We start from the raw sequence: 24,370 nt of genomic DNA, 5'->3' as shown, positions 1-24,370 counted from the left end.
GGAAACCTGCAATGTCACAACCTGACGCAATTATTCGTATAAAAAACCTTCGTCTGCGCACTTTTATCGGCATCAAAGAAGAGGAGATCCTTAACCGCCAGGATGTCGTCATCAACATTGCCATTCACTATCCGGCAGACAAAGCCCGTACCAGCGAAGATATCAACGACGCGCTGAATTATCGCACTATCACCAAGAGCATCATTGCCCACGTGGAGGGTAACCGCTTCTCATTGTTAGAAAAATTAACTCAAGATGTGCTCGATATCGCACGCGAACATCACTGGGTCACTTATGCTCAAGTAGAGATAGATAAACTTCACGCATTACGTTACGCCGACTCAGTCTCTATGACGCTGAGCTGGCAGCGCTAAAACATAACCCGGGAGGCGACATGCAGATTCTGATTACCGGCGGTACTGGCCTGATTGGACGTCATCTGATCCCCCGCTTGCTGGAGCTGGGGCATCAGATAACCGTAGTGACCCGTTCTCCTGATAAGGCTCGTCAGATTCTCGACTCCCGGGTTACGCTGTCCAAAGGGCTGGAAGAGCGGCAAAATCTCAATGACATTGATGCCGTCATTAACCTTGCCGGAGAGCCGATTGCGGACAAGCGCTGGAGTGCCCAGCAAAAGGAACGCCTGTGTCAGAGCCGCTGGGTCATCACGCAGAAGCTGGTCGATTTAATCAATGCCAGCGAGACACCGCCCGCAGTGCTAATTTCCGGTTCCGCTACCGGTTACTACGGCGATTTAGGCGAAGTAGTGGTCACAGAAGAAGAGCCGCCACATAACGAATTTACCCATAAGCTGTGCGCCCGCTGGGAGCAGATTGCCAGCACCGCGCAAAGCGACAAAACCCGCGTGTGTATGCTGCGCACCGGCGTGGTACTGGCCTCTGCTGGCGGCATTCTGGCGAAAATGGTTCCGCCGTTTCGTCTTGGCTTAGGCGGACCAATTGGCAACGGACGCCAGTATATGGCCTGGATCCATATTGATGATATGGTCAACGGAATTCTCTGGCTGCTGGATAACGATCTGCGCGGTCCCTTCAATATGGTTTCACCGTACCCGGTGCACAATGAGCAGTTTGCCCACGCGCTGGGCCACGCTCTGAACCGCCCTGCCATTCTGCGCGTTCCCGCCACCGCAATGCGGTTGCTGATGGGCGAATCTTCGGTGCTGGTTCTCGGCGGACAGCGAGCGTTGCCAAAACGCCTGGAAGCGTCCGGTTTCGCGTTTCGCTGGTACGATTTAGAAGAAGCGCTGGCGGATGTCATCCGATAACCCCTAAGCGCTATTCACGGTCGCCGTTGTGGTGGTAAGGTTATAGGCCAGATTTCTGCAATGGCGACGTTATGGCGATAATTTCGACTCCCCGACTTACCCTCTCTTTGTTTCAGTTTTCTGACTGGTCATTTTTCCAGAAACTACGTGAATGTCCTGAAGTCATGCGCTATATGGGCAACATCGCCCCGGCGAAAGATACGCGTCTGTTATTCGCCAGACGCCTTGCCGCACAGCACACTTTTGTCATCCGCGAGCACAACAACCCGACGCCGCTCGGCGATATTGGTCTGCAAATCAGCCATCTCTACCCGCACGAAGCCGACCTCGGCTACGCCATCATGCCACAGGCGCAGGGGAAAGGTATTGCCAGCGAAGCCGTACGCGCGGTGTGCCAGTACGCCTTCGAGCACGCGGCGGTCACGGCGATAAATGCTTACGCACTGGCGGATAATAAGGGCTCAATACGGATTCTGGAAAAAACGGGGTTCGTGCGTACGCAGGTGCTGGAAAAGGCGTATGAGATTGATGGTATCGCCTACGACGACTGGGTTTATCGTCTGGAGTGCGACGCGCTAAAATCCCAGGCCCGGAAAGCGTAGCGCCTCCGGGCAGGTGACTTACTTCAACGAACCTTTGAGGAACTGCTGCAAACGCGGGCTTTGCGGATTACCAAATACCTGCTCCGGATCGCCCTCTTCTTCAATCTTCCCTTGATGCAGGAAAATCACGTGCGTGGAGACATGACGGGCAAACCCCATTTCGTGGGTCACGACCACCATGGTTTTTCCCTCTTCGGCCAGTTGTTGCATAATGCGCAGCACTTCGCCCACCAGCTCCGGGTCAAGCGCCGACGTGGGTTCATCAAACAGTAACACTTCCGGTTCCATCGCCAGCGCACGAGCAATGGAGACACGCTGCTGCTGACCACCGGACAGATGCACCGGATATTTGCCCTGAGCGCGCTCATCAATACCCACTTTCGCCAGATACTTCACCGCACGTTCGCGAGCTTCATGCTTGCTCAGCCCCAATACCTGGATCGGCGCTTCCATCACGTTTTCCAGCACCGTCATGTGGCTCCACAGATTAAAGTGCTGAAAGACCATCGTCAGTCGCGTGCGCAGCAAGCGCAGCTGATTTTTGTCTGCAACCTTAAGCTGGCCGTCTTTGTCGCGTACCAGACCAATGTTCTGACCACTGACGACAATCGACCCCGCGCTCGGTTTCTCGAGAAAGTTAATGCAGCGCAGGAAGGTACTTTTACCGGAACCTGACGAGCCAATAATACTGATAACATCACCCGCATTGGCCTGCAGCGATACCCCTTTCAGCACTTCATGTTCGCCGTAGTGCTTATGTAAATCGATAACGTTTAATTTATTTTCAGACATCGTGTTACTCGAATCATTTAGAGGATACATGCTGCAACCAGCGTTTTTCCGCTTTACGGAACAGACTGATCAGGACATACGAAATAATCAAATACAGAACAGCGGCAATACCGAAGGCGGTAAACGGCTGATACGTTGCCGAGTTGATATCGCGGGCGATTTTCAACAAATCAGGCACCGTTGCGGTAAATGCCAGCGCCGTGGAGTGCAGCATTAAAATAACTTCATTGCTGTAAGCCGGCAGCGCAATACGCAGCGCGGAAGGCAAAATAATGCAGCGATACAGTTTAAACGACGAGAAACCGTAAGCGCGCGCGGCTTCAATCTCACCATGGGGTACGGAACGAATAGCCCCGGCGAAAATCTCCGTGGTATAGGCGCAGGTATTCAGCGTCAGCGCCAGCACGGTGCAATTTAGCCCACTGCGGAAAAACGCGTTGAGGAAGTCCGTGCCTTTGACTATCTCCAGCGTATACATCCCGGAATAAAACACCAGCAACTGGACGTACAGCGGCGTCCCACGAAAAATATAGGTGAACAGCCAGATGGGAAACTGGATAAATTTATTACTGGAAACACGACCAATTGCCAAAAACAGCGCCAGTATCCCGCCCATCACCACCGACGAAATCAGAAGCCACAGGGTGATAGCCACGCCGGTGTAGCGATATCCGTCGGTCCACAGCAGGGACTTCCAGTATTCCTGAATAATCTCAATCACAGGTCAGCCCTCTTCACACCCACGGAATAGCGGCGCTCAAGGTACAGCAGCACACCATTAGAAACAGTGGTAAACACCAGATAGATGACCCCGCACACTACGGCAAAATAGAACGGCTCCCAGGTACTTTTTCCGGCAAGCTGAGTGGCTTTCACCACGTCTTCCAGGCCGAGCAACGATACCAGCGCCGTGGCCTTAAGAATGACCTGCCAGTTGTTGCCAATTCCCGGTAAGGCATAGCGCATCATCGCCGGGAACATAATGCGGCGAAATATTTGTGAACTGGTAAAACCGAATGCCGTCGCGGCTTCAATATGTCCTTTGGGCACGGCCATAAATGCGCCACGAAATGTTTCGGTAAAATAGGCTCCGTAGATAAACCCGAGCGTAATAATACCCGCGACCATCGGATCGATATCAATCTGGCTGATACCGATTGCATCGGTAAGGGTATTCAGCGCGATTTGTAATCCGTAAAAGATGAGCAGCATTAAGACCAGATCGGGCACGCCGCGGATAAGCGTTGTGTACCCTTCGAAAATAAGCGCCAGCGCCCGGCTTTGCGACAGCTTAGCTGCCGCGCCGACAAGGCCTATCAGAACCGCCAGTACCACCGAGCTAAGTGCCAGCTCCAGCGTAACAATTGCGCCCTGTAAAATAACACCTGAAAAGCCATACAACATGCTGCCTGTCCTGTCGTGTGTGGTGGAGTAATAAGCCTCTTTTGATTTCAGACAAACTGTTAAATGCGAGATGGCGACTTTGCCTTATCCGGCCTACAAAATCGCTGTAGACCGGATACGCACAGCGCCATCAGGCATAAATTCAACACGTCAAAAATCTACGGGCTTTATCAGCACCTGCGGTGATTAACCGCCGTAAACATCAAAATCGAAGTACTTTTTCGCCAGCTTCTCGTAAGTACCATCAGCTCGCATCTCGGCAAAGGCTTTGTTCAGTGCTTCGCGCAGTTCGTTATCATCTTTGCGCAGCCCCATACCGGTACCTACGCCGAATAACTTCTCATCTTTTACAGATGGGCCGCCGAATTTGTAATCTTTACCGACCGGCTGTTTCAGGAAGCCTTCGCTGGCCGCGACTTCATCCTGGAATGCAGCATCAATACGCCCGGCAGTCAGGTCAGAATAGATATTGTCTTGCCCCTGATAAGAGACAATTTCAATGCCTTTTGGCGCCCAGTGCTCGTTGCCGAAGGTTTCCTGAGTCGTGCCCTGCAGCACGCCAACACGTTTACCTTTCAGCGACTCAATGGTTGGCTGAATAGCAGAATCTTTAGCGACAACCAGACGCGAGTCGGCTGCATAAAGCTTGTCGGTAAAGGCGATTTCCTGCTGACGTTTTTCAGTGATGGAAAGCGAGGACATAATCGCATCGATTTTCTTCGCTTTTAACGAAGGGATAAGCGCGTCCAGCGGGTTTTCCACGAAGGTACATTGTGTATTGATACGTTTGCACAGCTCTTTAGCCAGATCGATATCAAAACCGACTAATTCACCCTGTGCATTTTTCGATTCGAACGGCGCATAAGTAGGATCGGTACCGATACGAATTTTTTGCGGAATGGCTGCAAATGCTGCGGTAGCACTGGAGAAAGCCAGGACCAGAGAAAGAGACAACACCAGTTTTTTCATAATTATCCTCAACAGACTGTCTTTTATAGGGGATCTTTACAGGACCAGGTGCAGTTATCGTGCCATTAATCGGGCCGACAAGGCAAAGCATTCTACCCTGTCGGCGGTATTTATTTGCATGAAAAGCGCTTAAGTATGCACTCATGCTTATTAAGACAGCGACAAAAGCACCAAAACAGTGCACTGAATTTATTATGCACCGTAATGGTTACCCGCAATGGTGCAGTCCATTCCCCGTTGCGGCGTATTAATCGCCGTAGACATTGAAGTTAAAATACTTGCTCGCCATTTTGTCGTAGGTGCCGTCTTTGCGCAGTTCGCCCAGCGCTTTATCGAAAGCAGCTTTCAGCTCTGCATCATCTTTGCGCAAGCCAATCCCGGTGCCGTCACCAAAGTATTTTTTATCTTTCACCGACGGACCAGCAAAAGCGTAGTCCTTACCGGCAGGCTGCTTCAGGAAGCCTTCGCTGGCCGCGACTTCATCCTGCAACGCCGCGTCCAGACGACCCGCTGTCAGGTCAGAATAGATAAGGTCCTGGTTCGCATAGGCCACCACATCTACGCCTTTGCTGCGCCAGTTGTCATTAGCATAGGCTTCCTGAGTCGAGCCTTGCAGTACGCCAACATGTTTACCTTTGAGGGAATCAAGAGTCGGTTGAATTGGGGAACCTTTCGCGGCGATCAGACGTGAGTCTGCTGCGTAAAGCTTGTCTGAGAACGCAATCTCTTGCTGACGCTTCTCAGTGATTGAAAGCGAGGAGATGATGGCATCAATTTTTTTCGCTTTCAGCGACGGGATCAGCGCATCAAAGTCGCTGGCTACCCAGGTACATTTGATCTGCATGCGCTTACACATCTCATTTCCCAGATCGATATCAAAGCCGACAAAGTCGCCTTTGGCATCTTTAGAGGAAAAAGGTGCGTACGTTGTATCTGTACCAATACGAACCGTCTGCGGAAGTGCTGCGTAGCTGGCCGCGGTGGCGGAGAGTCCTACCAGCAAAGACAAAGCAAGAACCGTCTTCTTCATACATAACCCTCAAGTGGCGTAATTTTATTATGTTTTACGTTGTGTTGTGTGTTTGCAGACTTTTTCATGCAGGTCTTATGCCATTTTCGCGTCGATGAGGATATTCGACGTTAAATATGTTAATAAAACGTTGCAATAATGTCCTGATTTTGAAGATAGCAGGTCTGACGGTTGAACCGCAGCGTTTCGTTGAGTTTTAACGAATTAAATGTTGAGGATATGATCGCGGTTACAAAATTGCCCTGAAACAGGGCAACGGATGTTTCTTTGCACGCTGATGGAACGGTTTTACGCCCCTTGCCAGCGGGTGAACAGATCCTGTGGAAGGGAGATATCAAACTGGTCGAGTACGCGGTTAACCGTTTGATTAATCACATCATCTAGCGTTTGCGGGCGATGATAGAATGCCGGGACTGGCGGCATAATCACCGCGCCAATTTCTGCCGCCTGCGTCATCAGTCGCAGATGCCCCAGATGCAGGGGCGTTTCACGCACGCACAGCACCAGCGGGCGGCGTTCTTTCAACACCACGTCTGCCGCACGGGTAAGCAGCCCATCGGTGTAACTGTGGACGATGCCTGAAAGCGTTTTGATTGAACAAGGTAATATTACCATTCCGGCGGTCTGAAAAGAGCCGGAAGAGATACTGGCGGCGATATCGCGCGTATCGTGATTTACATTCGCCAGTGCCTGCACGTCGCGTACAGAGAGGTCTGTTTCCAGCGCCAGCGTCTGTCGGGCAGCAGCACTCATCACCAGATGGGTTTCCACATCAGTAACGTCACGCAAAACCTGCAGCAGGCGCACGCCATAAATCGCGCCACTGGCACCGCTAATCCCTACAATGAGTCGTTTCATTTTTTCGCCCTTACTTGCTTCAGGGCTGACTTTGCAGGTTTTTATGCGCAGTTGCAAGTCAGTCCACTCTATGTGTCCTGACCTGCAACAGAACATTACCCTTCGTTATGCATCTCGAGGTTTTCCGCTTCGTTCTGACGCAAAATTGCTTTGGCATCGTCATTACGCAGGGAGTCAAGGAAATCGAGATATTGCTGGTCGACGTCTTTGGTGACGTACACGCCGTTAAACACTGAACATTCAAACTGCTGAATATCCGGGTTCTCAGCGCGGACCGCTTCAATCAGATCGTTCAGATCCTGGAAGATAAGACCGTCTGCACCGATTATCTGGCGAATCTCGTCCACTTCGCGACCATGAGCAATCAGCTCCGTCGCCGTAGGCATATCGATACCATAAACGTTCGGGAAGCGAATTTCCGGGGCCGCAGAGGCCAGATACACTTTCTTCGCTCCGGCTTCACGCGCCATCTCGATAATCTGTTCCGAGGTGGTACCGCGCACGATGGAGTCATCCACCAGCAGCACGTTTTTATCACGGAATTCCGCACGGTTGGCGTTCAGCTTACGGCGCACGGATTTACGGCGCAGCTGCTGGCCGGGCATGATAAAGGTACGGCCCACGTAGCGGTTTTTCACAAAACCCTGACGGTACGGCTTACCGAGAATACGGGCAATTTCCAGCGCGATATCGCAGGAGGTTTCCGGAATCGGGATCACCACGTCAATGTCCAGATCTTCCCACTCGCGAGCAATTTTTTCGCCAAGCTTGGTCCCCATATTTACACGGGCGCTGTAGACGGAAATCTTGTCGATAAAGGAGTCAGGACGTGCGAAGTAAACGTATTCAAACAGGCACGGATTGCTGACCGGGTTATCGGCACACTGGCGAGTAAACAGCTGACCTTTTTCGGTGATATACACCGCTTCGCCAGGTGCAACATCGCGCAGGAATTCAAAGCCCAGCGTATCCAGCGCCACGCTCTCGGAGGCCACCATATACTCGGTACGACCATCCCCGATATCGCGTTTACCCAGTACCAGCGGACGGATACCGTTAGGATCGCGGAAAGCAACCATACCGTGGCCGATAATCATCGCCACGCAGGCATAGGCGCCGCGGATCTGGCGGTTGGTTGCCGCAATAGCAGCAAAAATATTATCGGCTTCCAGCGGATAATGGCGGAAGTTATCCAGCTCGCTGGCGAAAATATTCAGCAAAATTTCAGAGTCTGAAGTGGTATTGATGTGGCGGCGCTTTTCTTCAAACAGCTTTTTACGCAGCTCATGCGCATTGGTCAGGTTGCCATTATGGGCAAGCGTGATGCCATACGGTGAGTTGACGTAAAAAGGTTGAGCTTCGGAGGCGCTGGAGCTGCCAGCCGTTGGGTAACGCACATGACCGATGCCCATATTGCCCTGCAAACGCTGCATATGGCGCGCTTCAAAAATATCGCTCACCATTCCGTTTGCTTTACGCAAGCGGAAGCAGTTGTTGGCATCAATGGTGATGATGCCTGCGGCATCCTGACCACGATGCTGGAGCACCGTTAACGCGTCATAAATCGACTGGTTTACCGGCATAACACCGGCGATACCGACAATACCGCACATACGTCTTTTCCTCGTTCAGCAACAACCCAAAGTTTATACTTTGGGCAAGAAACTTGACGAGCTTTGCAGATAGTCAAAGAACCATCTGATGATGAAACTGAACTGCGGGATCAGCTGCGACTTGCTCCAGTCTTCACTTTTCGACAGACCGGTAAAGGTATCGAGAAAGAACAGTATGGCGGCGACGATCAGCGCTCCTCGCAGAGCACCAAAGCAGATCCCCAACACCCTGTCAGTGCCCGACAGGCCTGTTTTCTCTACCAGTTGGCCTATCACAAAGTTAACGATAGCGCCGACGATAAGTGTCGCGATAAACAGTATCGCGATAGCAATCCCATTTCGAACGAGTTCGTCTTCAAAGCCCGTAAACCAGACAGACAGGTAAGTGTAGTAATGGCTGGCGACAAAGAAAGCACAACCCCAAGTCACCAACGATAATGCTTCACGAACAAAGCCACGGATCAGGCTAACCAGACAGGAAAAACCAATCACCGCGATAATGGCGTAATCAATCCAGACCATAAGTGTCCCACGATTTAACGCCCTGTCGTCCTGTTCGGGGCGCATTCTAACAGAAAAAGAAAACGTTTGCGTAGGGATTTCCTTTCCACGCGTAAATAAAAATGGCGCTGAAAAAATCTTCAACGCCATACCGTTTTATGCCTCTTCGGGCACTGCCGGATAGCGGTAAAAACACCCTATCCGGCCTGAATTAAGAGCAGCGCCGTGAACAGCGCAATCCCTTAATTAGGGGTGTACCCCATCACTACGCCACTCAGACCGGAGATCTTCTGCAGCTCGCCCAGCGAGTTCTTCAGCTTATCTTTGGAGGCGTCAGGTCCTACGAGAATACGGGTTATTTTACCCTGCACCGGCGTTGACGGGGAAGTATATACCCGGAAGCCCGCGCCACGAAGTTTACCCACGATCTCATTGACCTTATCCGCATTTTTCAGCGCACCGAGCTGTACAACGTACGCTTTGCCGGTTGGCGCTGGCGGTTCCACCGCGGCCGGTTTCGGCGCTGGAGCCGGTGCTGGCGTCGGAGCGACGGCAACCGGCTGCGGCTTCGGTTTGGGTTTCGGCTGTTCTACAGGCGCGGGGACAGGATCTAACTCCGCGCTGTTTGCCGTCGTCAAACGTGACGGATCCAACGATGGCGCGGCAGCATCGCCCGCGCGCACCTCTTCAGCCGCCCCTTCCGGCGGCTGCGTCGGCAGCGCCTGCGTGGCTGCAGGCATCATGTCTGGTTCATCGCGATCGCCGGGTTTCGGCACCAGCGGGATCGCCGCAAACTCATCCTGATAATGCTTTTTCTGCCCGTCAAGCAGCCCGGGGAGCACAATCACCCCCAGCGCGACCAGCACAATTGTGCCAACTAGTCGATTCTGAAACTTACTCGCCACCGCTTCTCCCCACGTCTATCACTTCCATGACATGTGCGACAGTGTGAAACGATCCACACACCAACACGGTATCTTCTGGCTTCGCCTCAGCTAGCGCCGCAGACCATGCCTGCGCCACGCTGTCATAGGCGTAGCCTTTGCCCAGATGCTCCAGCAGTTGTTCTGCAGTAGCACCACGCGGCCCTTCCAGGGGCGCACAGTACCAGGCGTCAACCACGCTTTTTAACCAGGCTAACGTACCGGCAATATCTTTATCATGTAGCATACCGATAACCGCAAGTACACGCCCGCTTTTCACTAATTTTTTCAGACGGCCGGTCAGATACTCCGCCGCATGCGGGTTATGGGCAACATCAAAAATCACCCACGGCGACTCGCTCACAATCTGGAAGCGCCCCGGTAAAATCGCCTGTTCAATACCGTCACGAATGGCCTGCTCGCTGACGTTAAGCCCGCTTGCGCGCAGTGCTGCCAGTGCGGTCGCGGCGTTAGGTTGTGGGACCTGCGGCAACGGCAGGTGCGCCAACGTACCGTGATCGTCCGTAAAGGACCAGTCGTTCTCCGTGACCGCATAGCGCCAGTCCACGCCGCAGCGTTGCAAAATCGCCCCGCTCTCTTGCGCAACATCGGCAATGGTGTAAGGCATTTCCGGCTCGCCGACGATAGCCGGTTTCTCTGCACGGAAAATTCCCGCCTTCTCACGACCAATGCTTTCGCGATCCGGGCCCAGCCAGTCAGTATGGTCAAGCGCAATGCTGGTGACCACCGCAACATCGGCATCCACGATATTGGTCGCGTCAAGGCGACCGCCTAACCCAACTTCCAGGATGACGACATCCAGTTGGGCCTGTTTAAACAACCAGAGCGCCGATAAGGTACCGTATTCAAAGTAGGTCAGGGAAATGTCGCCACGCGCGTCTTCAATCTCAGCAAACGAGGCGGTATGCGCTGATTCCGGCAGTTCACGCCCCTGCACGCGTACGCGTTCCGTGTAGCGCACCAGATGCGGCGAACTGTAAACGCCAACTTTATAACCTGCTGCGGTCAGCACAGATTCCAGCGTACGGCAGGTTGTGCCTTTCCCGTTGGTTCCCGCCACCGTAAAAACAAATGGCGCGGGTTTCAACACACCCAGTTTGCGCGCCACCTGACTTACGCGTTCCAGGCCGAGATCGATGGTTTTACTGTGCAGGTTTTCCAGATAAGAAAGCCACGATGCCAGGGGCGACGCGGCTTGAGGAATACGTTTATTGTCCATGATGGCTGTAGATTCTTTACGTTGAGAAAAGCAAAAGGGCAGCACCAACCGGCCTGCCCTTTTTTACACGTTGTTTTTCACGTTGCAGATGCGTTGGCTGTGCTCGCTCACCCGAATCACTTACCTGTGTAAGCTCATCGGGATCAACTCTCTTATCGCCTGCCTGCAACCCGAAACCCATAGAGTAAACTATCAGGCCTCTGATTCCTGATCGGGAACCGGAGGTACCACCTCGCCTTCACGCGGCTCATCCGGATTCGGCGTAGGAAGATTCATCAGCTTCGCCAGAATGCTTGCCAGTTTCAGGCGCATTTCCGGACGACGGACGATCATATCGATAGCGCCTTTTTCAATCAGGAACTCGCTACGCTGGAATCCCGGCGGCAGTTTCTCACGTACGGTTTGCTCGATAACACGCGGACCAGCAAAGCCGATCAGTGCTTTCGGTTCTGCAATGTTGAGATCGCCCAGCATCGCGAAGCTAGCAGAAACACCGCCCATTGTTGGGTCGGTCAGTACAGAAATATACGGTAAACCGCGTTCCTGCATTTTCGCCAGCGCAGCAGAGGTTTTCGCCATCTGCATCAGAGACATCAGCGCTTCCTGCATACGCGCCCCGCCAGAAGCGGAGAAGCAGATCAGCGGACAGTTATCTTCCAGCGCCTGCTCAACGGCACGGACAAAACGCGCGCCGACCACAGAGCCCATGGAGCCGCCCATAAACGCGAACTCGAATGCAGCAGCAACGACCGGCATACCGTGCAGCGTGCCTTTCATTACCACCAGCGCATCTTTCTCGCCAGTTTCTTTCTGCGCAGAAGCCAGTCTGTCTTTGTACTTTTTGGAGTCACGAAACTTCAGCACATCTTTCGGCTCAAGCTCGCTACCCAGTTCCACAAGAGAACCTTCATCTAACAGGCTATGCAGGCGATTGCGCGCCGACATGCGCATATGATGGTCACACTTCGGACAGACCTCAAGATTACGTTCCAGCTCAGCACGGTATAAAACCTGACCGCAGCTATCACACTTGGTCCACACCCCTTCAGGAATGCTTGCCTTGCGGGTGGGAGTAATGTTGCTTTTAATTCGTTCAATCCAGCTCATTGGTGACCTTTCTGCCTGAACCCTAGTCAGCTTTGTTATAAGGGGCGCATAATGCCATTTTTGCCCCTAACAGACCATGAATGTTGCACATTAAAACATAACAGCCCGAAACTTTGGATAAAAAAGTGGTCGAACCGCTGAGTTACTTTCTATTTTGCAGCCCGTGACGCAGCGCGTTTATGGCGAATCACTTCAATTATGCCCGGCAATACGGAAAGGACGATGATCGCCACAATCAGTAATTTCAGGTTTTCCTGAACGATCGGCAGATCGCCGAACAGATAGCCTGCATAGGTGAACAGCAATACCCACAGCAGCGCGCCTGCGACGTTATACATCGCAAAATGACGGTAGGACATGTGTCCCATACCGGCAACAAACGGTGCAAATGTACGCACGATAGGTACGAAACGCGCGAGGATAATCGTTTTGCCGCCATGACGCTCGTAGAACGCATGGGTTTTATCCAGGTAACTGCGACGGAAAATTTTAGAGTTCGGGTTACTGAAGAGTTTTTCACCGAACAAACGACCAATCGTGTAGTTCACCGCATCGCCGATAATCGCCGCCACAATCATCAACATCACCATCAGATGAACATTGAGATCGTTAGTTGGCAGCGCAGAAAGCGCGCCAGCGACAAACAGCAGCGAGTCTCCCGGCAGGAACGGCGTCACCACCAGCCCGGTTTCGCAGAACAGGATCAGAAACAGAATCGCGTATACCCAGATACCGTATTCCGCAACCAGCTCCGCCAGATGCACATCAATGTGCAGGATAAAATCGATAAGAAAGTAAATCAGGTCCATAGTTTTGCCTTTATACGACTCAAATTAGTCCGCCAGAAATAGCGGGCCCATAGGCGGTTTTGGCAGGTCGAACCGTTCCGGGTAATCTACTGCAACCAGATACAGTCCTTCCGCTTTCGCCGTTGCCGCTGCCAGCGTTCTGTCCTTCGCCGCTAGCAGTTCTGCTATCCAGCTCTCCGGCTGGTTGTTGGCGCCTACTTCCATCAGGCTGCCGACAATATTCCTGACCATATGATGTACAAAGGCATTCGCTTTAATATCCACCACCACATATGCACCAAAACGTTCAACGTTAATGTGCATCACGTTACGCCACGGTGTGCGCGACTGACACTGCACCGCCCGAAACGAAGTAAAATCATTTTCGCCAATCAAACACTGGGCCGCACGATGCATACGCTCAGCGTCCAGCGGTTCATAGTAATGGGTTACCCCTTTACCTAAAACCGCAGGGCGCAACCGATGATTGTAGATGATGTAGCGATAACGGCGAGCCGTGGCGCTAAATCGGGCATGGAAATCATCGGGTACAGCTTTCACCCAGCGCACAGCAATGTCACCAGGTAAATTCGCATTTACCCCCAGTGTCCAGGCTGCATCTTTACGCTGGGCAGTCGTTTCAAAGTGCACGACCTGCCCTGTGCCATGAACGCCCGCATCCGTGCGTCCCGCACAAAAGACAGTGATGCGTTCATTCGCCACCTGAGAGAGCGCTTTTTCCAGTTTTTCCTGAACGCTACGCACTTCGTTCTGGCGCTGCCAGCCATAATATTTGCTGCCGTCATACTCTATGCCCAGCGCAATTTTATGGGTTGACGGCTGTTGCAGGTCAGACATTAGTACAGGTACTCCTGCACCAGTTTTTCCGCAATTTTTACTGCCATCAACGCGCCGCCAAAGCGTACGTTGTCTGCCACAGACCAGAACTGAACCTGTTCCGGCATCCCGTAATCGTTATGCACACAGCCAACTGAAAGGTGCGGAGTACCTGACGCATCGCCAACCTGCGTCGGGATATAGGTCTCTTCTGACAGCACTACGTCCTCACCGCGTGAAAACGCATCGCGTGCTTCTTCCGCCGCCAACGGACGCAGGGCTTCAAAATTCACCATCTGTGCGTGGCCATAAAATACCGGCGACTGCACGATGCTGGCGGAGATAAGTAGCCCGTCGTCCTGCATAATTTTGCGCACTTCATCGACGATACGACGCTCTTCGCGCACGCTACCTTCGCGATCCGGCAGCAGCGGCAGCATGTTGAACGCCAGCTGACGACCAAAGAAATCGTCATCGTCAATCGGGATGCCGTTCAGTAGTTTCGCGCTCTGTCCGGCAAGCGCATCTACGGCTTTTTTACCGTGGGCGGAAGCGGAAATAATATTGGTCACCGTAATACGTGACAGCCCGCCGTCATCAATTAGCGGCTTCAGCGCAGACAGCAGTTGGCTGGTCAGGCTGGAAGGGACCGCAATCACATTGCGGTTGCGGTAATCCGCCAGTACGAACGGGTTAACGTCCGGAACCACCAGCGGAACGTCCGGCTCAAGCGCGAACAGGCCACTACTATCGATAACCAGGCAACCGGCATTGGTCGCTTCTTCCACCCATGCGGCGGTGGCTTCAGCGCCCGCAACAAAAAATGCCAGTTGCGCCTGCGTCCAGTCAAAGTCTACAACGTCCTGAACAAGGACCGATTTACCGTTAAAACGCAGATGCTCACCCGCGCTTTCATTACGCGCCAGCGCATAAATTTCACCGACCGGGAACTGGCGTTCAGCCAGCGTATCGAGCAGGGCTTCGCCTACGGCGCCCGTTGCGCCCAGAATGGCAATATTCCAGCCTTCAGACATGGTGATTTACTCCAGAAATACGTAAGCGTCCCTGTCGCATTATTCGACAGGGAGCATTAAGAAGACATTAATGTGCCGGGTGATAAACAGCGTTAAAACCCAGCTTACACAGCAAGGCAGCAGCCGTTGCGTCGTCACACATCACGTATAAAGACGACCATTCACGGCGCTCAAGATAATTTTTACGCAGCTTATCAAACTCACCCGGAATTCCAGCGACTTTACGCAGCGGCGCATCATCGCGGCGCACATCATACACTAAATGCACCAGCCTTTTCAGCGTTGGCTGATCTAACGGGCCATGCAGAGTGATACGACCAAATTCCGGCGCAGGTAACAGGGTATTGAGCGCAACGTGTTGTTCGCGACCAATAAACTTGCTAAAAGCCTCAAAGACCTGCGTGGTGCCGCGCGCTTTTCCTTCCAGGGTATACCCGGCAATGTGCGCCGTGCCGATATCGGCTTTCTCCAGCAATGCCACATTGAGATCCGGCTCCCCTTCCCAGACATCCAGCACGACGCTCAGCGACTGCCCGGCATTCAATCGGTTCAGCAATGCCGTATTGTCGATGACCGGCCCGCGGCAGGCGTTGATCACAATGGTGCCCGGCTTCAGCCGGCTAATCAGCGCATCATCTGCCAGGTGCAGCGTTTTGTACGGTCCGTCTTTAAACAGCGGCGTATGGAAAGTCAACACATCGGCTTGCTCTACCAATTCGTCGAGCGAGCGGAAATCTCCCTCGTCACCGCGATCGGCTCGCGGCGGATCGCACAGCAGCGTGCGGATCCCCAGTGCTTCCAGACGTGCCTGCAAACGTCCGCCCACATTGCCCACGCCTACGATGCCTACAGTACGATCGCGTAACGCAAACCCGTCGCGCTCCGCCAGCATCAGCAACGCTGAAAAAACATATTCTACGACCGCAATCGCGTTACAGCCGGGCGCTGCGGAAAAGCCGATCTTCGACTGCGCAAGCCAGGCTTCATCCACATGGTCCGTGCCTGCGGTTGCCGTGCCGACAAATTGAACCGGTTTTCCGCTAAGCAGTGATTCATTTACTTTCGTCACCGAGCGCACCATTAAGGCATCCGCATCATCCAGTTCGGCAACGGGAATCGGGCGACCGGGAACCGCTTTGACCTCCCCCAAACGACTGAACAGTTCGCGGGCATAGGGCATATTTTCATCAACGAGGATTTTCACGTCTTTCGCACCTGTTTGAGAACGAGAGTTAACCGGGCAAGTGTGCCATAATCTCGCCGCCAGGCATACTGCGAGACCTGGTCAGCACAGATTTAAGGAACAGAGATGATGCAGCCCATTTCAGGTACACCCGCACGCCCTCCCGGCGAAGGCCAAAATGCCCCTTCTGCTGCGGGTGAACAACCGTTATCCACACAACAACGTACCGTGCTGGAACGACTGATTACCCGTCTGATTTCACTCACCCAACAGCAAAGCGCCGAGGTGTGGGCCGGAATGAAGCACGATCTGGGCGTCAAAAGTGATACGCCGCTGCAATCACGTCACTTTCCTGCCGCGGAGCAAAACCTGAATCAGCGGCTGGGTGTTGCTCAGCAAAATCATGCTAATCGTCAGGTTCTCTCACAGCTCACTGAATTACTGAGTCAGGGAAATAACCGCCAGGCGGTAAGTGATTTTATCCGTCAGCAGTATGGGCAAACGGCGCTCAGCCAGCTCACGCCTGAGCAGTTGAAGAACGTGCTCACGCTGCTGCAACAAGGGCAGCTTTCTATACCGCAACCGCAACAGCGCCCGGCCACCGATCGTCCGTTATTACCCGCAGAGCACAATACGCTGAACCAGTTGGTTACCAAACTGGCGGCGGCCACGGGAGAGTCAGGTAAGATGATCTGGCAGTCAATGTTAGAGCTGTCTGGCGTAAAAAGCGGTGAGCTGATCCCCGCCAAACAGTTTACTCATCTGGTCACCTGGCTGCAGGCGCGCCAGACGCTCAGCCTGCAAAGCGCCCCGACGCTACAAACGCTCCAGGCGGCCCTGAAGCTGCCATTAGAGCCGAATGAGCTGACGGCAATAAAAGAGTACGCGCAGCAGACGTATCAGATCCAACCACAAACGATTCTGACCACGGTGCAGGTGCAGGACTTGCTGAATCAAATCTTCCTGCGCCGCGTAGAACGGGAACGCGAGCTAAACGATCCGCGCCATCTTCAGCCTATTTACAGCCCGTTCGCGCCGATGATTGAAACGGTTAAATCTCTGTCGGCACGACCGGGATTGCTGTTTGTCGCGTTAATGATCGCATTAGCCATTTTCTGGCTGGTCGCTTAACCTTTGCTCAGCGTAAGCAGCGTCACGACAATCCCCACCACGGCGGATATCGCTCCGGCAAGGAATACCGAGGGATAACCGTACGCGGTGGCCAGCACCCCGGCGACCGGGCCGCTTATGCCGTAGGAGATATCCTGAAACGCGGCGTAACCGCCCAGCGCCGTACCGCGAACCTGCGCGGGCACTCGCTTCACAACCTCTACGCCCAATGCCGGGAAGATAAGCGAACATCCTGCCCCGGTTAATGCCGCCCCGAGCAGCGCAATCCATGCTGATGGGGCCTGCCACAGCAGAATCAGCCCCGCGGTTTCAACCAGTAAGGAGACAACGGCTACCTTCACGCCTCCGAACCGATCCGGCATCCAGCCAAACAGAATGCGCATCAGCACAAACGCCCCACCAAACGCGGTCAGGGTGAACCCCGCCATCGTCCAGCCGTTGCTGACAAAATAGAGTGAAATAAACGTACCGATCACCGCAAAGCCAACGCCCTGCAGCGCCAGGCCCAGGCCCGGTTTCCAGATAAGCCCTACCACGCTCCATAACGAAGGGCGTTCTCCTGCATGAGCAGGCACTTTGCGAACGGTGCCGTTGAATGCCCATGCCAGCAGCGGTAATACCATTGTCGTTCCCGCCAGCGCCGCAAAGCCAAAGTGGCTATGGATCAGCAAACCCAGCGGTGCACCGGCGGCCAGCGCACCGTAAATCGCCATCCCGTTCCACGACATCACCTTACCCGAGCGTGTTGGACCGACCAGCCCAAGCCCCCAGGTCAGCGTTCCGGTGAGCAGTTGGCTTTCGCCAAAACCGAGGATCAAACGCCCGACGATTAACAATGCAAATTTTACAGGGACAGAGACAGGCAATAGCGCGGCTAACAGCCACGCCGCGCCCGCCAACCCGCAGGCAAACATCCCCTGTAGCGCCGAACGTTTGGCGCCATATTGATCGGCTAAGCGCCCAGCGTAGCCGCGCGTTAATACCGTTGCCAGAAACTGTACGCCTACGGCGATACCAACCATGGTGTTGCCATAGCCCAGCTCCTGATGCACAAACAGAGGAATAACGGGCAAAGGTAGACCGACCGTCATATAGGTCAGGAAAACTGCAAAAGCGATACGAAACAGCGAAAAGTTCGCCGAAGGTGTTTTTTCTTGTTGGGTTACAGCTGTCATGCGTTACTCCAAAATGCAGAGTAAGGCGAGGAATGTCCACGCCCCCTCTACCTGACTTTCAGGATTAAGGTGCGTTGGATAACGTTAAACGCTTACGCATTATCAGATAGATAATGTTGAGTGCGAAGTCTGCCTGTGAGCCACTAAATTTGTCAACCCTGAAATCTCACCAGGTCGGTTCACGGTAAAGACGACTTTTCGTCGAATAAAAAAGGAAATACCGCATCAATTCCTTTTGTGCCAAACAGTCCGGTCACCTGCTTGCGCTGCCCCGGCGTCAGCAGTCTGAACATCATATCCCAGATCTCTTTCGGTTCCGCTTCCTGTACGGAACGGCTCTCTAAGGCCAGCACCTTTTCAGTTTCTTTCAGGTAAGGACGGAGATACAAAGGGAAAATGGAGATATGAAACTCCTCAGCCTTTGATTTAACACGTTTGCGCTTCACGCCCTCTTTGCCTTCACTGTACATGTTTAAACGGGAACGAACCGCAGGCGCGCTTCCTGGAAACCCCGGCAATTCAAGACATTCCTTTACCGTGAACCACTCTTTTGCCATTAGTTTCTTTCCTTTCTGCCTGTGGAATAAAAAATATTTTTTCTTTTGCGCGAAATTTCAGTTTTATTCTGGCAATATTCCAGTGACCAAAAAGAAAGTTACATTCTTTTGTTTCTCTGGTTTATACCCTGAAAAATATCGGCGCCGATAACACATTTCCTTAGGATTACAGAATGGAACACAAAAGCCAAGACTGGCATCGTGCAGATATTAAAAGTGCACTGGAAAAAAAAGGAATCACGCTCAGAGATCTTTCTCGTGCGGCTGGATTATCGCCCGATTCACTGCGCAATGTATTTACCCGAAGCTGGCCCAGAGCGGAGCAGATCATTGCGCAGGCGCTCGAAACCTCGCCAGACGTGATTTGGCCGTCACGCTATCCACGCCAGCAGCCAGAGGATAAAACAAGTAATACTGAATATTAAATAGATCACTCGTAATTTATCGAGCATATAAATTAATAAATATCCCAGCTTAATATATTGAGAATATTAATAGCACTATTTGCCATTTCCAATTGCGTAAATACTGTTAAAGCATCACGTAATTGCTATTACGTATGTTATTAACAGGAGTCGTTATGAGTTGGGATAAAAAGGTGGCGGTCAATTACGCCAAATCGCACGCGAGTTCACATTCACAAGGGCGCTGTGCGGAATATACCCGCAAAGCTGTTCAGGCAGGCGGCGTTACTCTTGGGCGCACTTACCATGCCAAAGATTATGGTCCGATGCTGAAAAACGCCGGTTTCAGCGCCATTGGCGCGCTTGAAGAGCCGCGCGAAGGGGATGTCATCATTATTCAACCTTATGCTAATGGAAACCCGAGCGGTCACATGGCGATATATGACGGTCATGACTGGTATTCCGACTTCAAACAGCGAGACATGTGGGCCGGTCCGGGTTATCGGACCGCAAAGCCGTCATACACCATTTACAGGAAGAAGTAATGAAAGCCTTTCCACTGATTGTTCTCATCCTGCTGATTTGTGGCTGTACCCCTTCTCACCGTGACAGCACGCAGGATGTGAAACAGTTCTATCTTTCGTGGATGAAGAACTACACTCAGGATCCGGATACGCCCCGCGAAACATCAGCATTACTGCAACGCTATGTCGCCAAAGAGGTTATCGGGCGTCTGGCGCTGATTGATACGCTTTATGAGCAGGAGATCGTGCAAGCGGACTACTTTATGTATGTGCAGGATTACGCACCGGCATGGATCCCGCTGTTGCGGGTTGGACAGGCGCAGCCATTCCTCGGCGGTGAAAAACTGAACCTGCAGTTAGGCACTGAGTCAGCCCCTATTCAACTGGAGGTATATACCCGTTGGGAGGAAGGACGGTGGAAAATTTATCGTGTCCGGGACGCGGGTCGTCATTACGAGCAGCCCATTTACAATGCCGGAGAGATTACGCGAGCCAGAGCATGGTCCGCTGAGATCGCGCCGGAATACGAAAAAATGCCGAAGTAAACACGGTAAAAAGGGAGCCTGTTGGCTCCCTTTTTTCGTATTCAATCTGAGACTTACGCCTTCAGCTTACGCATAACCAGCGTAGCGTTGGTGCCGCCAAAGCCGAAGCTGTTGGACATCACGGTGGTCAGCGCCTGCTCGGTCGGTTTGGTCACGATGTTCAGACCTGCCGCCTGCTCATCCAGCTCTTCAATGTTGATGCTTGGCGCGATAAAGCCATGTTCCAGCATCAGCAGAGAGTAGATAGCTTCCTGCACGCCAGCCGCGCCCAGTGAGTGACCGGTCATCGCTTTGGTTGCGGAGATTGCCGGGCTGTTATTGCCAAACACTTCGCGGATTGCGCCCAGTTCTTTCACGTCGCCTACCGGAGTCGAGGTACCGTGAGAGTTCAGGTAGTCGATCGGTGTGTCTACACCGTGCATCGCCATCTGCATGCAACGTACTGCGCCTTCGCCAGACGGAGCAACCATGTCTGCGCCATCGGACGTTGCGCCGTAACCGACGATTTCCGCATAGATGTGCGCGCCACGTGCCAGAGCGTGCTCCAGTTCTTCAACCACGACCATACCGCCGCCGCCAGCAATAACGAAACCGTCGCGGTTTGCGTCATAGGTACGGGAAGCTTTTGACGGATCGTCGTTGTATTTGGTAGACAGCGCGCCCATTGCATCGAATTCACACGCCATTTCCCAGCACAGCTCTTCGCCGCCGCCAGCAAAAACGATATCCTGTTTGCCCAACTGAATTTGTTCTACCGCGTTACCGATGCAGTGCGCAGATGTCGCACAGGCAGAACTGATGGAGTAGTTTACGCCGTGGATTTTGAACGGCGTTGCGAGGCAGGCAGAAACGCCGGACGCCATCGCTTTGGTGACCACATACGGGCCAACCGCTTTCAGACCACGTGGGCTACGCATTGCGTCAGCGCCGAACACCTGAAAACGTGGGGAGCCGCCGCCGGAACCTGCAATCAGGCCAACGCGCGGGTTGTTCTGGTAATCTTCTGCAGCCAGGCCGGCATCAGCCACTGCCTGCTCCATTGATAGGAATGCATAGATGGATGCGTCGCTCATGAAGCGCACTACTTTGCGGTCAATGAGGCCAGTGGTATCCAGTTTTACGTTGCCCCAAACGTGGCTACGCATGCCGGAGTCCTTCAGCTCCTGAGAGAAAGTGATCCCTGAACGTCCTTCACGCAGAGATGCCAGGACTTCCTGCTGGTTATTACCGATGCTGGAAACGATGCCCAAGCCAGTAATCACTGCACGTTTCATTCAATACCTCTGTAAGTCGCACTATTTTAAAGTTTCGAGTGGCACAATAGCGTACACTTGTACGCCGAACAAGTCCGATCAGCCATTTTATGTGGAAATTTGCGCAGCCAGGCACTCATCGCTAAGATCGGGGCACAGCCTGTCAGACGAGTAACTTACGTGAAACAATACGCTATACAACCTGCCAACCTTGAATTCAACGCTGAGGGTACACCTGTTTCCCGAGATTTTGACGATGTCTATTTTTCTAATGATAACGGGCTGGAAGAGACACGTTACGTCTTTCTCGGCGGTAACCATCTCGCACAACGATTCCCTGCGCATTCACGTCCCCTCTTCGTGGTGGCAGAAAGCGGGTTTGGCACCGGACTTAACTTCCTCACGCTCTGGCAGGCATTTGCCGATTTTCGCGATACCCATCCAGAAGCTACCCTGGAAAGATTACATTTCATCAGCTTTGAAAAATATCCGCTGACGCGAGAAGATCTCACCTTAGCCCACCAGCACTGGCCAGAACTTGCCCCGTGGGCCACGGCACTGCAAGAACAATGGCCGCTGCCGCTGGCGGGATGTCATCGCCTGCTGCTTGATGATGGGCGCGTCACGCTGGATCTGTGGTTTGGCGATATTAACGAACTGACCAGTACGCTGGATGACTCTCTGAATCAAAAGGTGGACGCCTGGTTCCTGGACGGTTTCGCACCGGCAAAAAACCCGGATATGTGGACGCCAACGCTGTTTAACGCGATGGCCCGACTGGCTCGTCCCGGCGGGACGCTGGCAACCTTTACCTCGGCAGGCTTTGTACGTCGGGGGTTGCAGGAAGCCGGGTTTACAATGCAAAAATGCAAAGGCTTTGGGCGCAAACGCGAAATGCTCTGTGGCGTGATGGAACAGACTCAGGCGCTCACGTCCTCGGCGCCATGGTTTGCGCGTACGGGAACAGATAAGCGCGAAGCCGCCATTATTGGTGGAGGAATTGCCAGCGCATTGCTGTCACTGGCGTTATTGCGCCGCGGCTGGCAGGTCACGCTGTATTGCGCCGACGATAAACCTGCCGGGGGCGCATCCGGTAATCGCCAGGGGGCGCTCTACCCCCTACTTAGCAAACATGACGCAGCCATTAATCTCTTTTTCCCCACTGCGTTTACCTTCGCCCGTCGACTGTATGACACCCTCCCCGTTGAGTTCGCGCATGACTGGTGCGGCGTGACGCAACTCGCGTGGGATGAGAAAAGCCAGCAAAAAATCACCCAGATGCTGTCCCTTGAACTGCCCGCTGCGCTCGCCGTCGGGGTTGACGCACAGCAGGTTTTACAAACAACAGGTGTGGAAACCGGATGCGGCGGGATTCAGTATCCGGCCGGAGGATGGCTGTACCCGGCGCAGTTAACCGCCGCGGTACTGGACTATGCAACAACCCTGGGATTACGCACCCGCTACCAACATACGCTGGCCTCACTGACTCGCCAGACAGCAAGCTGGCAATTGCAGTTTTCCAGTGGAGAAACCGCCTCTCACGCAGCAGTCGTTCTGGCTAACGGCCATCTCATTAGCAGCTTTGAGCAAACGCAGCCGCTACCGGTGTACTCCGTGGGCGGTCAGGTGAGTCATATTCCCACCACACCTGCACTTTCAGCGTTACGTCAGGTGCTGTGCTATGACGGCTACCTCACGCCGCACAACCCGCAAAATCAGCAGCACTGCATTGGCGCCAGCTATCATCGAGGGAGTGAAGAGACAGCGTATCGCGAGGACGATCAGCAACAAAACCGTCAACGCTTAATCGACTGCTTCCCGAACGCTGTGTGGGCAAAAGAGGTAGACGTTAGTGACAATGCCGCCCGCTGTGGGGTGCGCTGCGCCACGCGCGATCACATGCCAATGGTCGGCAACGTCGCGGACTATGACGCCACGCTCAGCCAGTACACTACACTTGCTGCAGACAAAGAGCACGCCGTAAGCGCGCCGGTTTATTCCGATTTATTTATGCTGGGCGCGCTGGGATCGCGCGGGCTGTGTACTGCCCCGCTGTGTGCAGAAATTCTGGCTTCGCAAATGAGCAATGAACCGATTCCCATGGATGCCAGCACGCTGGCGGCGCTAAATCCAAATCGTCTGTGGGTCAGGAAGTTATTGAAGGGTAAAGCGGTGAAATAAAAGGATGGGGTGCCCTCTCGTCATGGCCTGATGACGCTACGCTTATCAGGCCTACAAACACCCCAACAAGGTAGGCCGGATAAGACACCAGAGCGTCGCCATCCGGCACAATTTACCGCAATTATTGTGCAGTAGCCTTCTGGAACAGAGTGTCCCACATTTCTTTCACTAACGCCTGGTCACGCGGCGATAGTTCGCCTGCGCTGATGGCTTTTTCCAGGCTGCTGGTCACATTGGCGTACAATGCCTCAGCGGAATGGTCCACGCCAGCGTCCAGTTCGGCCACGGCCAGCGTCAGGTGTCCACGCAAATAGCCACTGGCAAACAACTCATCATCGCTGGCGTGCTCTACCATATCGTCGATTAATGCCAGAATGCGTGATTCAAACTCCGCGATCATCTTCTTTCCTCATTGTAAACGTGGCAGCGAC

General features: G+C 53.3%; 27 protein-coding genes. 8 read left to right on the top strand and 19 right to left on the bottom strand.

Going from position 1 to position 24,370, the window contains the following annotated elements:
- The first annotated feature begins 11 nt into the window (after positions 1-11).
- The 3 genes from folX to HV037_RS08350 all read left to right on the top strand — a co-directional run bounded on the left by folX (position 12) and on the right by HV037_RS08350 (position 1,890).
- Positions 12-374 carry a dihydroneopterin triphosphate 2'-epimerase gene (gene folX / locus HV037_RS08360; protein WP_016157045.1) on the top strand — a complete coding sequence of 121 codons (363 nt, stop codon included), beginning with the start codon at positions 12-14 and terminating at the stop codon, positions 372-374.
- Positions 375-394: 20 nt separating this feature from the next.
- Positions 395-1,288 (top strand): TIGR01777 family oxidoreductase, encoded by an 894-nt coding sequence (locus HV037_RS08355; protein WP_016153850.1) that lies wholly within the window; start codon positions 395-397, stop codon positions 1,286-1,288.
- A 71-nt stretch (positions 1,289-1,359) separates the two neighbouring features.
- Positions 1,360-1,890: a GNAT family N-acetyltransferase gene (locus HV037_RS08350; RefSeq protein WP_016157046.1), complete on the top strand. Its 531-nt coding sequence runs from the start codon at positions 1,360-1,362 to the stop codon at positions 1,888-1,890.
- A gap of 18 nt (positions 1,891-1,908) precedes the next feature.
- Here HV037_RS08350 and hisP read toward each other — a convergent pair whose 3' ends face one another.
- From hisP to pdxB, 15 genes are all read right to left on the bottom strand, one after another.
- The gene (hisP, locus tag HV037_RS08345; RefSeq protein WP_016157047.1) at positions 1,909-2,682 is read right to left on the bottom strand and encodes a histidine ABC transporter ATP-binding protein HisP; all 774 of its coding nucleotides are present in this window, start codon (positions 2,680-2,682) and stop codon (positions 1,909-1,911) included.
- A gap of 13 nt (positions 2,683-2,695) precedes the next feature.
- Positions 2,696-3,403, bottom strand: a complete 708-nt coding sequence (gene hisM, locus HV037_RS08340) for a histidine ABC transporter permease HisM (RefSeq protein ID WP_003028116.1) — start codon at positions 3,401-3,403, stop codon at positions 2,696-2,698.
- Positions 3,400-4,086, bottom strand: a complete 687-nt coding sequence (locus HV037_RS08335; RefSeq protein WP_016153853.1) for a histidine ABC transporter permease HisQ — start codon at positions 4,084-4,086, stop codon at positions 3,400-3,402. The genes hisM and HV037_RS08335 overlap by 4 nt, the downstream gene beginning before the upstream one ends.
- Positions 4,087-4,272: 186 nt before the next feature.
- A complete protein-coding gene (hisJ, locus tag HV037_RS08330) occupies positions 4,273-5,055 on the bottom strand; it encodes a histidine ABC transporter substrate-binding protein HisJ (protein ID WP_003028120.1) in 783 nt (260 codons plus the stop codon).
- A gap of 247 nt (positions 5,056-5,302) precedes the next feature.
- Positions 5,303-6,085, bottom strand: coding sequence for a lysine/arginine/ornithine ABC transporter substrate-binding protein ArgT (argT, locus tag HV037_RS08325; protein WP_006683634.1), 783 nt, complete (start codon positions 6,083-6,085; stop codon positions 5,303-5,305).
- A 288-nt stretch (positions 6,086-6,373) separates the two neighbouring features.
- Positions 6,374-6,943: a UbiX family flavin prenyltransferase gene (locus HV037_RS08320; protein WP_019077299.1), complete on the bottom strand. Its 570-nt coding sequence runs from the start codon at positions 6,941-6,943 to the stop codon at positions 6,374-6,376.
- Positions 6,944-7,038: 95 nt separating this feature from the next.
- On the bottom strand, positions 7,039-8,556 hold the full coding sequence (purF, locus tag HV037_RS08315) for an amidophosphoribosyltransferase (RefSeq protein WP_005129677.1): 1,518 nt from the start codon (positions 8,554-8,556) through the stop codon (positions 7,039-7,041).
- A gap of 33 nt (positions 8,557-8,589) precedes the next feature.
- The gene (gene cvpA / locus HV037_RS08310; RefSeq protein ID WP_005129678.1) at positions 8,590-9,078 is read right to left on the bottom strand and encodes a colicin V production protein; all 489 of its coding nucleotides are present in this window, start codon (positions 9,076-9,078) and stop codon (positions 8,590-8,592) included.
- A 221-nt stretch (positions 9,079-9,299) separates the two neighbouring features.
- The gene (gene dedD, locus HV037_RS08305; protein ID WP_016153857.1) at positions 9,300-9,962 is read right to left on the bottom strand and encodes a cell division protein DedD; all 663 of its coding nucleotides are present in this window, start codon (positions 9,960-9,962) and stop codon (positions 9,300-9,302) included.
- On the bottom strand, positions 9,952-11,220 hold the full coding sequence (gene folC / locus HV037_RS08300; RefSeq protein ID WP_103284046.1) for a bifunctional tetrahydrofolate synthase/dihydrofolate synthase: 1,269 nt from the start codon (positions 11,218-11,220) through the stop codon (positions 9,952-9,954). The genes dedD and folC overlap by 11 nt, the downstream gene beginning before the upstream one ends.
- Before the next feature lie 192 nt (positions 11,221-11,412).
- Entirely contained in the window at positions 11,413-12,327 is a 915-nt protein-coding gene (accD, locus tag HV037_RS08295; protein ID WP_016153859.1) for an acetyl-CoA carboxylase, carboxyltransferase subunit beta, read from the bottom strand.
- A gap of 149 nt (positions 12,328-12,476) precedes the next feature.
- Complete coding sequence (locus HV037_RS08290; RefSeq protein WP_016153860.1) at positions 12,477-13,136, bottom strand: DedA family protein; 660 nt, start codon at positions 13,134-13,136, stop codon at positions 12,477-12,479.
- 24 nt (positions 13,137-13,160) lie between these two features.
- Positions 13,161-13,973: a tRNA pseudouridine(38-40) synthase TruA gene (gene truA, locus HV037_RS08285; RefSeq protein WP_016157050.1), complete on the bottom strand. Its 813-nt coding sequence runs from the start codon at positions 13,971-13,973 to the stop codon at positions 13,161-13,163.
- Complete coding sequence (locus HV037_RS08280; protein ID WP_016157051.1) at positions 13,973-14,986, bottom strand: aspartate-semialdehyde dehydrogenase; 1,014 nt, start codon at positions 14,984-14,986, stop codon at positions 13,973-13,975. The genes truA and HV037_RS08280 overlap by 1 nt, the downstream gene beginning before the upstream one ends.
- Positions 14,987-15,053: 67 nt before the next feature.
- Positions 15,054-16,190 carry a 4-phosphoerythronate dehydrogenase PdxB gene (gene pdxB, locus HV037_RS08275; RefSeq protein ID WP_016153863.1) on the bottom strand — a complete coding sequence of 379 codons (1,137 nt, stop codon included), beginning with the start codon at positions 16,188-16,190 and terminating at the stop codon, positions 15,054-15,056.
- Between the two features lie 108 nt (positions 16,191-16,298).
- Between pdxB and flk the strand changes: the two genes are divergently transcribed.
- A complete protein-coding gene (gene flk, locus HV037_RS08270; RefSeq protein WP_016153864.1) occupies positions 16,299-17,300 on the top strand; it encodes a flagella biosynthesis regulator Flk in 1,002 nt (333 codons plus the stop codon).
- On the opposite strand, the gene HV037_RS08265 is transcribed toward flk, so the two are convergent.
- Positions 17,297-18,475: an MFS transporter gene (locus HV037_RS08265; RefSeq protein WP_088583049.1), complete on the bottom strand. Its 1,179-nt coding sequence runs from the start codon at positions 18,473-18,475 to the stop codon at positions 17,297-17,299. The genes flk and HV037_RS08265 overlap by 4 nt on opposite strands.
- Before the next feature lie 179 nt (positions 18,476-18,654).
- Positions 18,655-19,032: a hypothetical protein gene (locus tag HV037_RS08260; RefSeq protein ID WP_016157053.1), complete on the bottom strand. Its 378-nt coding sequence runs from the start codon at positions 19,030-19,032 to the stop codon at positions 18,655-18,657.
- A gap of 173 nt (positions 19,033-19,205) precedes the next feature.
- Here HV037_RS08260 and HV037_RS08255 point away from each other — a divergent pair, with 173 nt between their 5' ends.
- The 3 genes from HV037_RS08255 to HV037_RS08245 all read left to right on the top strand — a co-directional run bounded on the left by HV037_RS08255 (position 19,206) and on the right by HV037_RS08245 (position 20,505).
- Complete coding sequence (locus tag HV037_RS08255) at positions 19,206-19,457, top strand: helix-turn-helix domain-containing protein (protein WP_016153867.1); 252 nt, start codon at positions 19,206-19,208, stop codon at positions 19,455-19,457.
- A gap of 155 nt (positions 19,458-19,612) precedes the next feature.
- Positions 19,613-19,981: an NlpC/P60 family protein gene (locus HV037_RS08250; RefSeq protein ID WP_016153868.1), complete on the top strand. Its 369-nt coding sequence runs from the start codon at positions 19,613-19,615 to the stop codon at positions 19,979-19,981.
- The gene (locus HV037_RS08245) at positions 19,981-20,505 is read left to right on the top strand and encodes a YbjP/YqhG family protein (RefSeq protein WP_019077303.1); all 525 of its coding nucleotides are present in this window, start codon (positions 19,981-19,983) and stop codon (positions 20,503-20,505) included. Before HV037_RS08250 ends, HV037_RS08245 begins: the two co-directional genes overlap by 1 nt.
- A 53-nt stretch (positions 20,506-20,558) precedes the next feature.
- Here HV037_RS08245 and fabB read toward each other — a convergent pair whose 3' ends face one another.
- Entirely contained in the window at positions 20,559-21,779 is a 1,221-nt protein-coding gene (gene fabB / locus HV037_RS08240) for a beta-ketoacyl-ACP synthase I (RefSeq protein ID WP_016157055.1), read from the bottom strand.
- A gap of 159 nt (positions 21,780-21,938) precedes the next feature.
- On the opposite strand from fabB, the gene mnmC reads away from it, so the two are divergent.
- On the top strand, positions 21,939-23,939 hold the full coding sequence (gene mnmC, locus HV037_RS08235) for a bifunctional tRNA (5-methylaminomethyl-2-thiouridine)(34)-methyltransferase MnmD/FAD-dependent 5-carboxymethylaminomethyl-2-thiouridine(34) oxidoreductase MnmC (RefSeq protein ID WP_016157056.1): 2,001 nt from the start codon (positions 21,939-21,941) through the stop codon (positions 23,937-23,939).
- A 121-nt stretch (positions 23,940-24,060) separates the two neighbouring features.
- Here mnmC and HV037_RS08230 read toward each other — a convergent pair whose 3' ends face one another.
- The gene (locus HV037_RS08230; protein WP_103284047.1) at positions 24,061-24,339 is read right to left on the bottom strand and encodes a YfcL family protein; all 279 of its coding nucleotides are present in this window, start codon (positions 24,337-24,339) and stop codon (positions 24,061-24,063) included.
- Positions 24,340-24,370 lie beyond the last annotated feature (31 nt).

Source organism: Citrobacter sp. RHBSTW-00017 (assembly GCF_013797615.1).
Classification (GTDB): Bacteria; Pseudomonadota; Gammaproteobacteria; order Enterobacterales; family Enterobacteriaceae; genus Citrobacter; species Citrobacter braakii.
The sequence above is the reverse complement of the archived record's forward strand: the minus strand, read 5'-3'. Positions and strand labels throughout refer to the sequence as shown.

Bases quoted from the DNA above. Each gene is read 5' to 3' on its own strand.
- folX (WP_016157045.1), top strand. From the start codon at position 12: ATGTCACAACCTGACGCAATTATTCGTATAAAAAACCTTCGTCTGCGC.
- HV037_RS08355 (WP_016153850.1), top strand. From the start codon at position 395: ATGCAGATTCTGATTACCGGCGGTACTGGCCTGATTGGACGTCATCTG.
- HV037_RS08350 (WP_016157046.1), top strand. From the start codon at position 1,360: ATGGCGATAATTTCGACTCCCCGACTTACCCTCTCTTTGTTTCAGTTT.
- hisP (WP_016157047.1), bottom strand. From the start codon at position 2,682: ATGTCTGAAAATAAATTAAACGTTATCGATTTACATAAGCACTACGGC.
- HV037_RS08335 (WP_016153853.1), bottom strand. From the start codon at position 4,086: ATGTTGTATGGCTTTTCAGGTGTTATTTTACAGGGCGCAATTGTTACG.
- hisJ (WP_003028120.1), bottom strand. From the start codon at position 5,055: ATGAAAAAACTGGTGTTGTCTCTTTCTCTGGTCCTGGCTTTCTCCAGT.
- argT (WP_006683634.1), bottom strand. From the start codon at position 6,085: ATGAAGAAGACGGTTCTTGCTTTGTCTTTGCTGGTAGGACTCTCCGCC.
- HV037_RS08320 (WP_019077299.1), bottom strand. From the start codon at position 6,943: ATGAAACGACTCATTGTAGGGATTAGCGGTGCCAGTGGCGCGATTTAT.
- purF (WP_005129677.1), bottom strand. From the start codon at position 8,556: ATGTGCGGTATTGTCGGTATCGCCGGTGTTATGCCGGTAAACCAGTCG.
- cvpA (WP_005129678.1), bottom strand. From the start codon at position 9,078: ATGGTCTGGATTGATTACGCCATTATCGCGGTGATTGGTTTTTCCTGT.
- folC (WP_103284046.1), bottom strand. From the start codon at position 11,220: ATGGACAATAAACGTATTCCTCAAGCCGCGTCGCCCCTGGCATCGTGG.
- accD (WP_016153859.1), bottom strand. From the start codon at position 12,327: ATGAGCTGGATTGAACGAATTAAAAGCAACATTACTCCCACCCGCAAG.
- HV037_RS08290 (WP_016153860.1), bottom strand. From the start codon at position 13,136: ATGGACCTGATTTACTTTCTTATCGATTTTATCCTGCACATTGATGTG.
- truA (WP_016157050.1), bottom strand. From the start codon at position 13,973: ATGTCTGACCTGCAACAGCCGTCAACCCATAAAATTGCGCTGGGCATA.
- HV037_RS08280 (WP_016157051.1), bottom strand. From the start codon at position 14,986: ATGTCTGAAGGCTGGAATATTGCCATTCTGGGCGCAACGGGCGCCGTA.
- flk (WP_016153864.1), top strand. From the start codon at position 16,299: ATGCAGCCCATTTCAGGTACACCCGCACGCCCTCCCGGCGAAGGCCAA.
- HV037_RS08265 (WP_088583049.1), bottom strand. From the start codon at position 18,475: ATGACAGCTGTAACCCAACAAGAAAAAACACCTTCGGCGAACTTTTCG.
- HV037_RS08260 (WP_016157053.1), bottom strand. From the start codon at position 19,032: ATGGCAAAAGAGTGGTTCACGGTAAAGGAATGTCTTGAATTGCCGGGG.
- HV037_RS08255 (WP_016153867.1), top strand. From the start codon at position 19,206: ATGGAACACAAAAGCCAAGACTGGCATCGTGCAGATATTAAAAGTGCA.
- HV037_RS08250 (WP_016153868.1), top strand. From the start codon at position 19,613: ATGAGTTGGGATAAAAAGGTGGCGGTCAATTACGCCAAATCGCACGCG.
- HV037_RS08245 (WP_019077303.1), top strand. From the start codon at position 19,981: ATGAAAGCCTTTCCACTGATTGTTCTCATCCTGCTGATTTGTGGCTGT.
- fabB (WP_016157055.1), bottom strand. From the start codon at position 21,779: ATGAAACGTGCAGTGATTACTGGCTTGGGCATCGTTTCCAGCATCGGT.
- HV037_RS08230 (WP_103284047.1), bottom strand. From the start codon at position 24,339: ATGATCGCGGAGTTTGAATCACGCATTCTGGCATTAATCGACGATATG.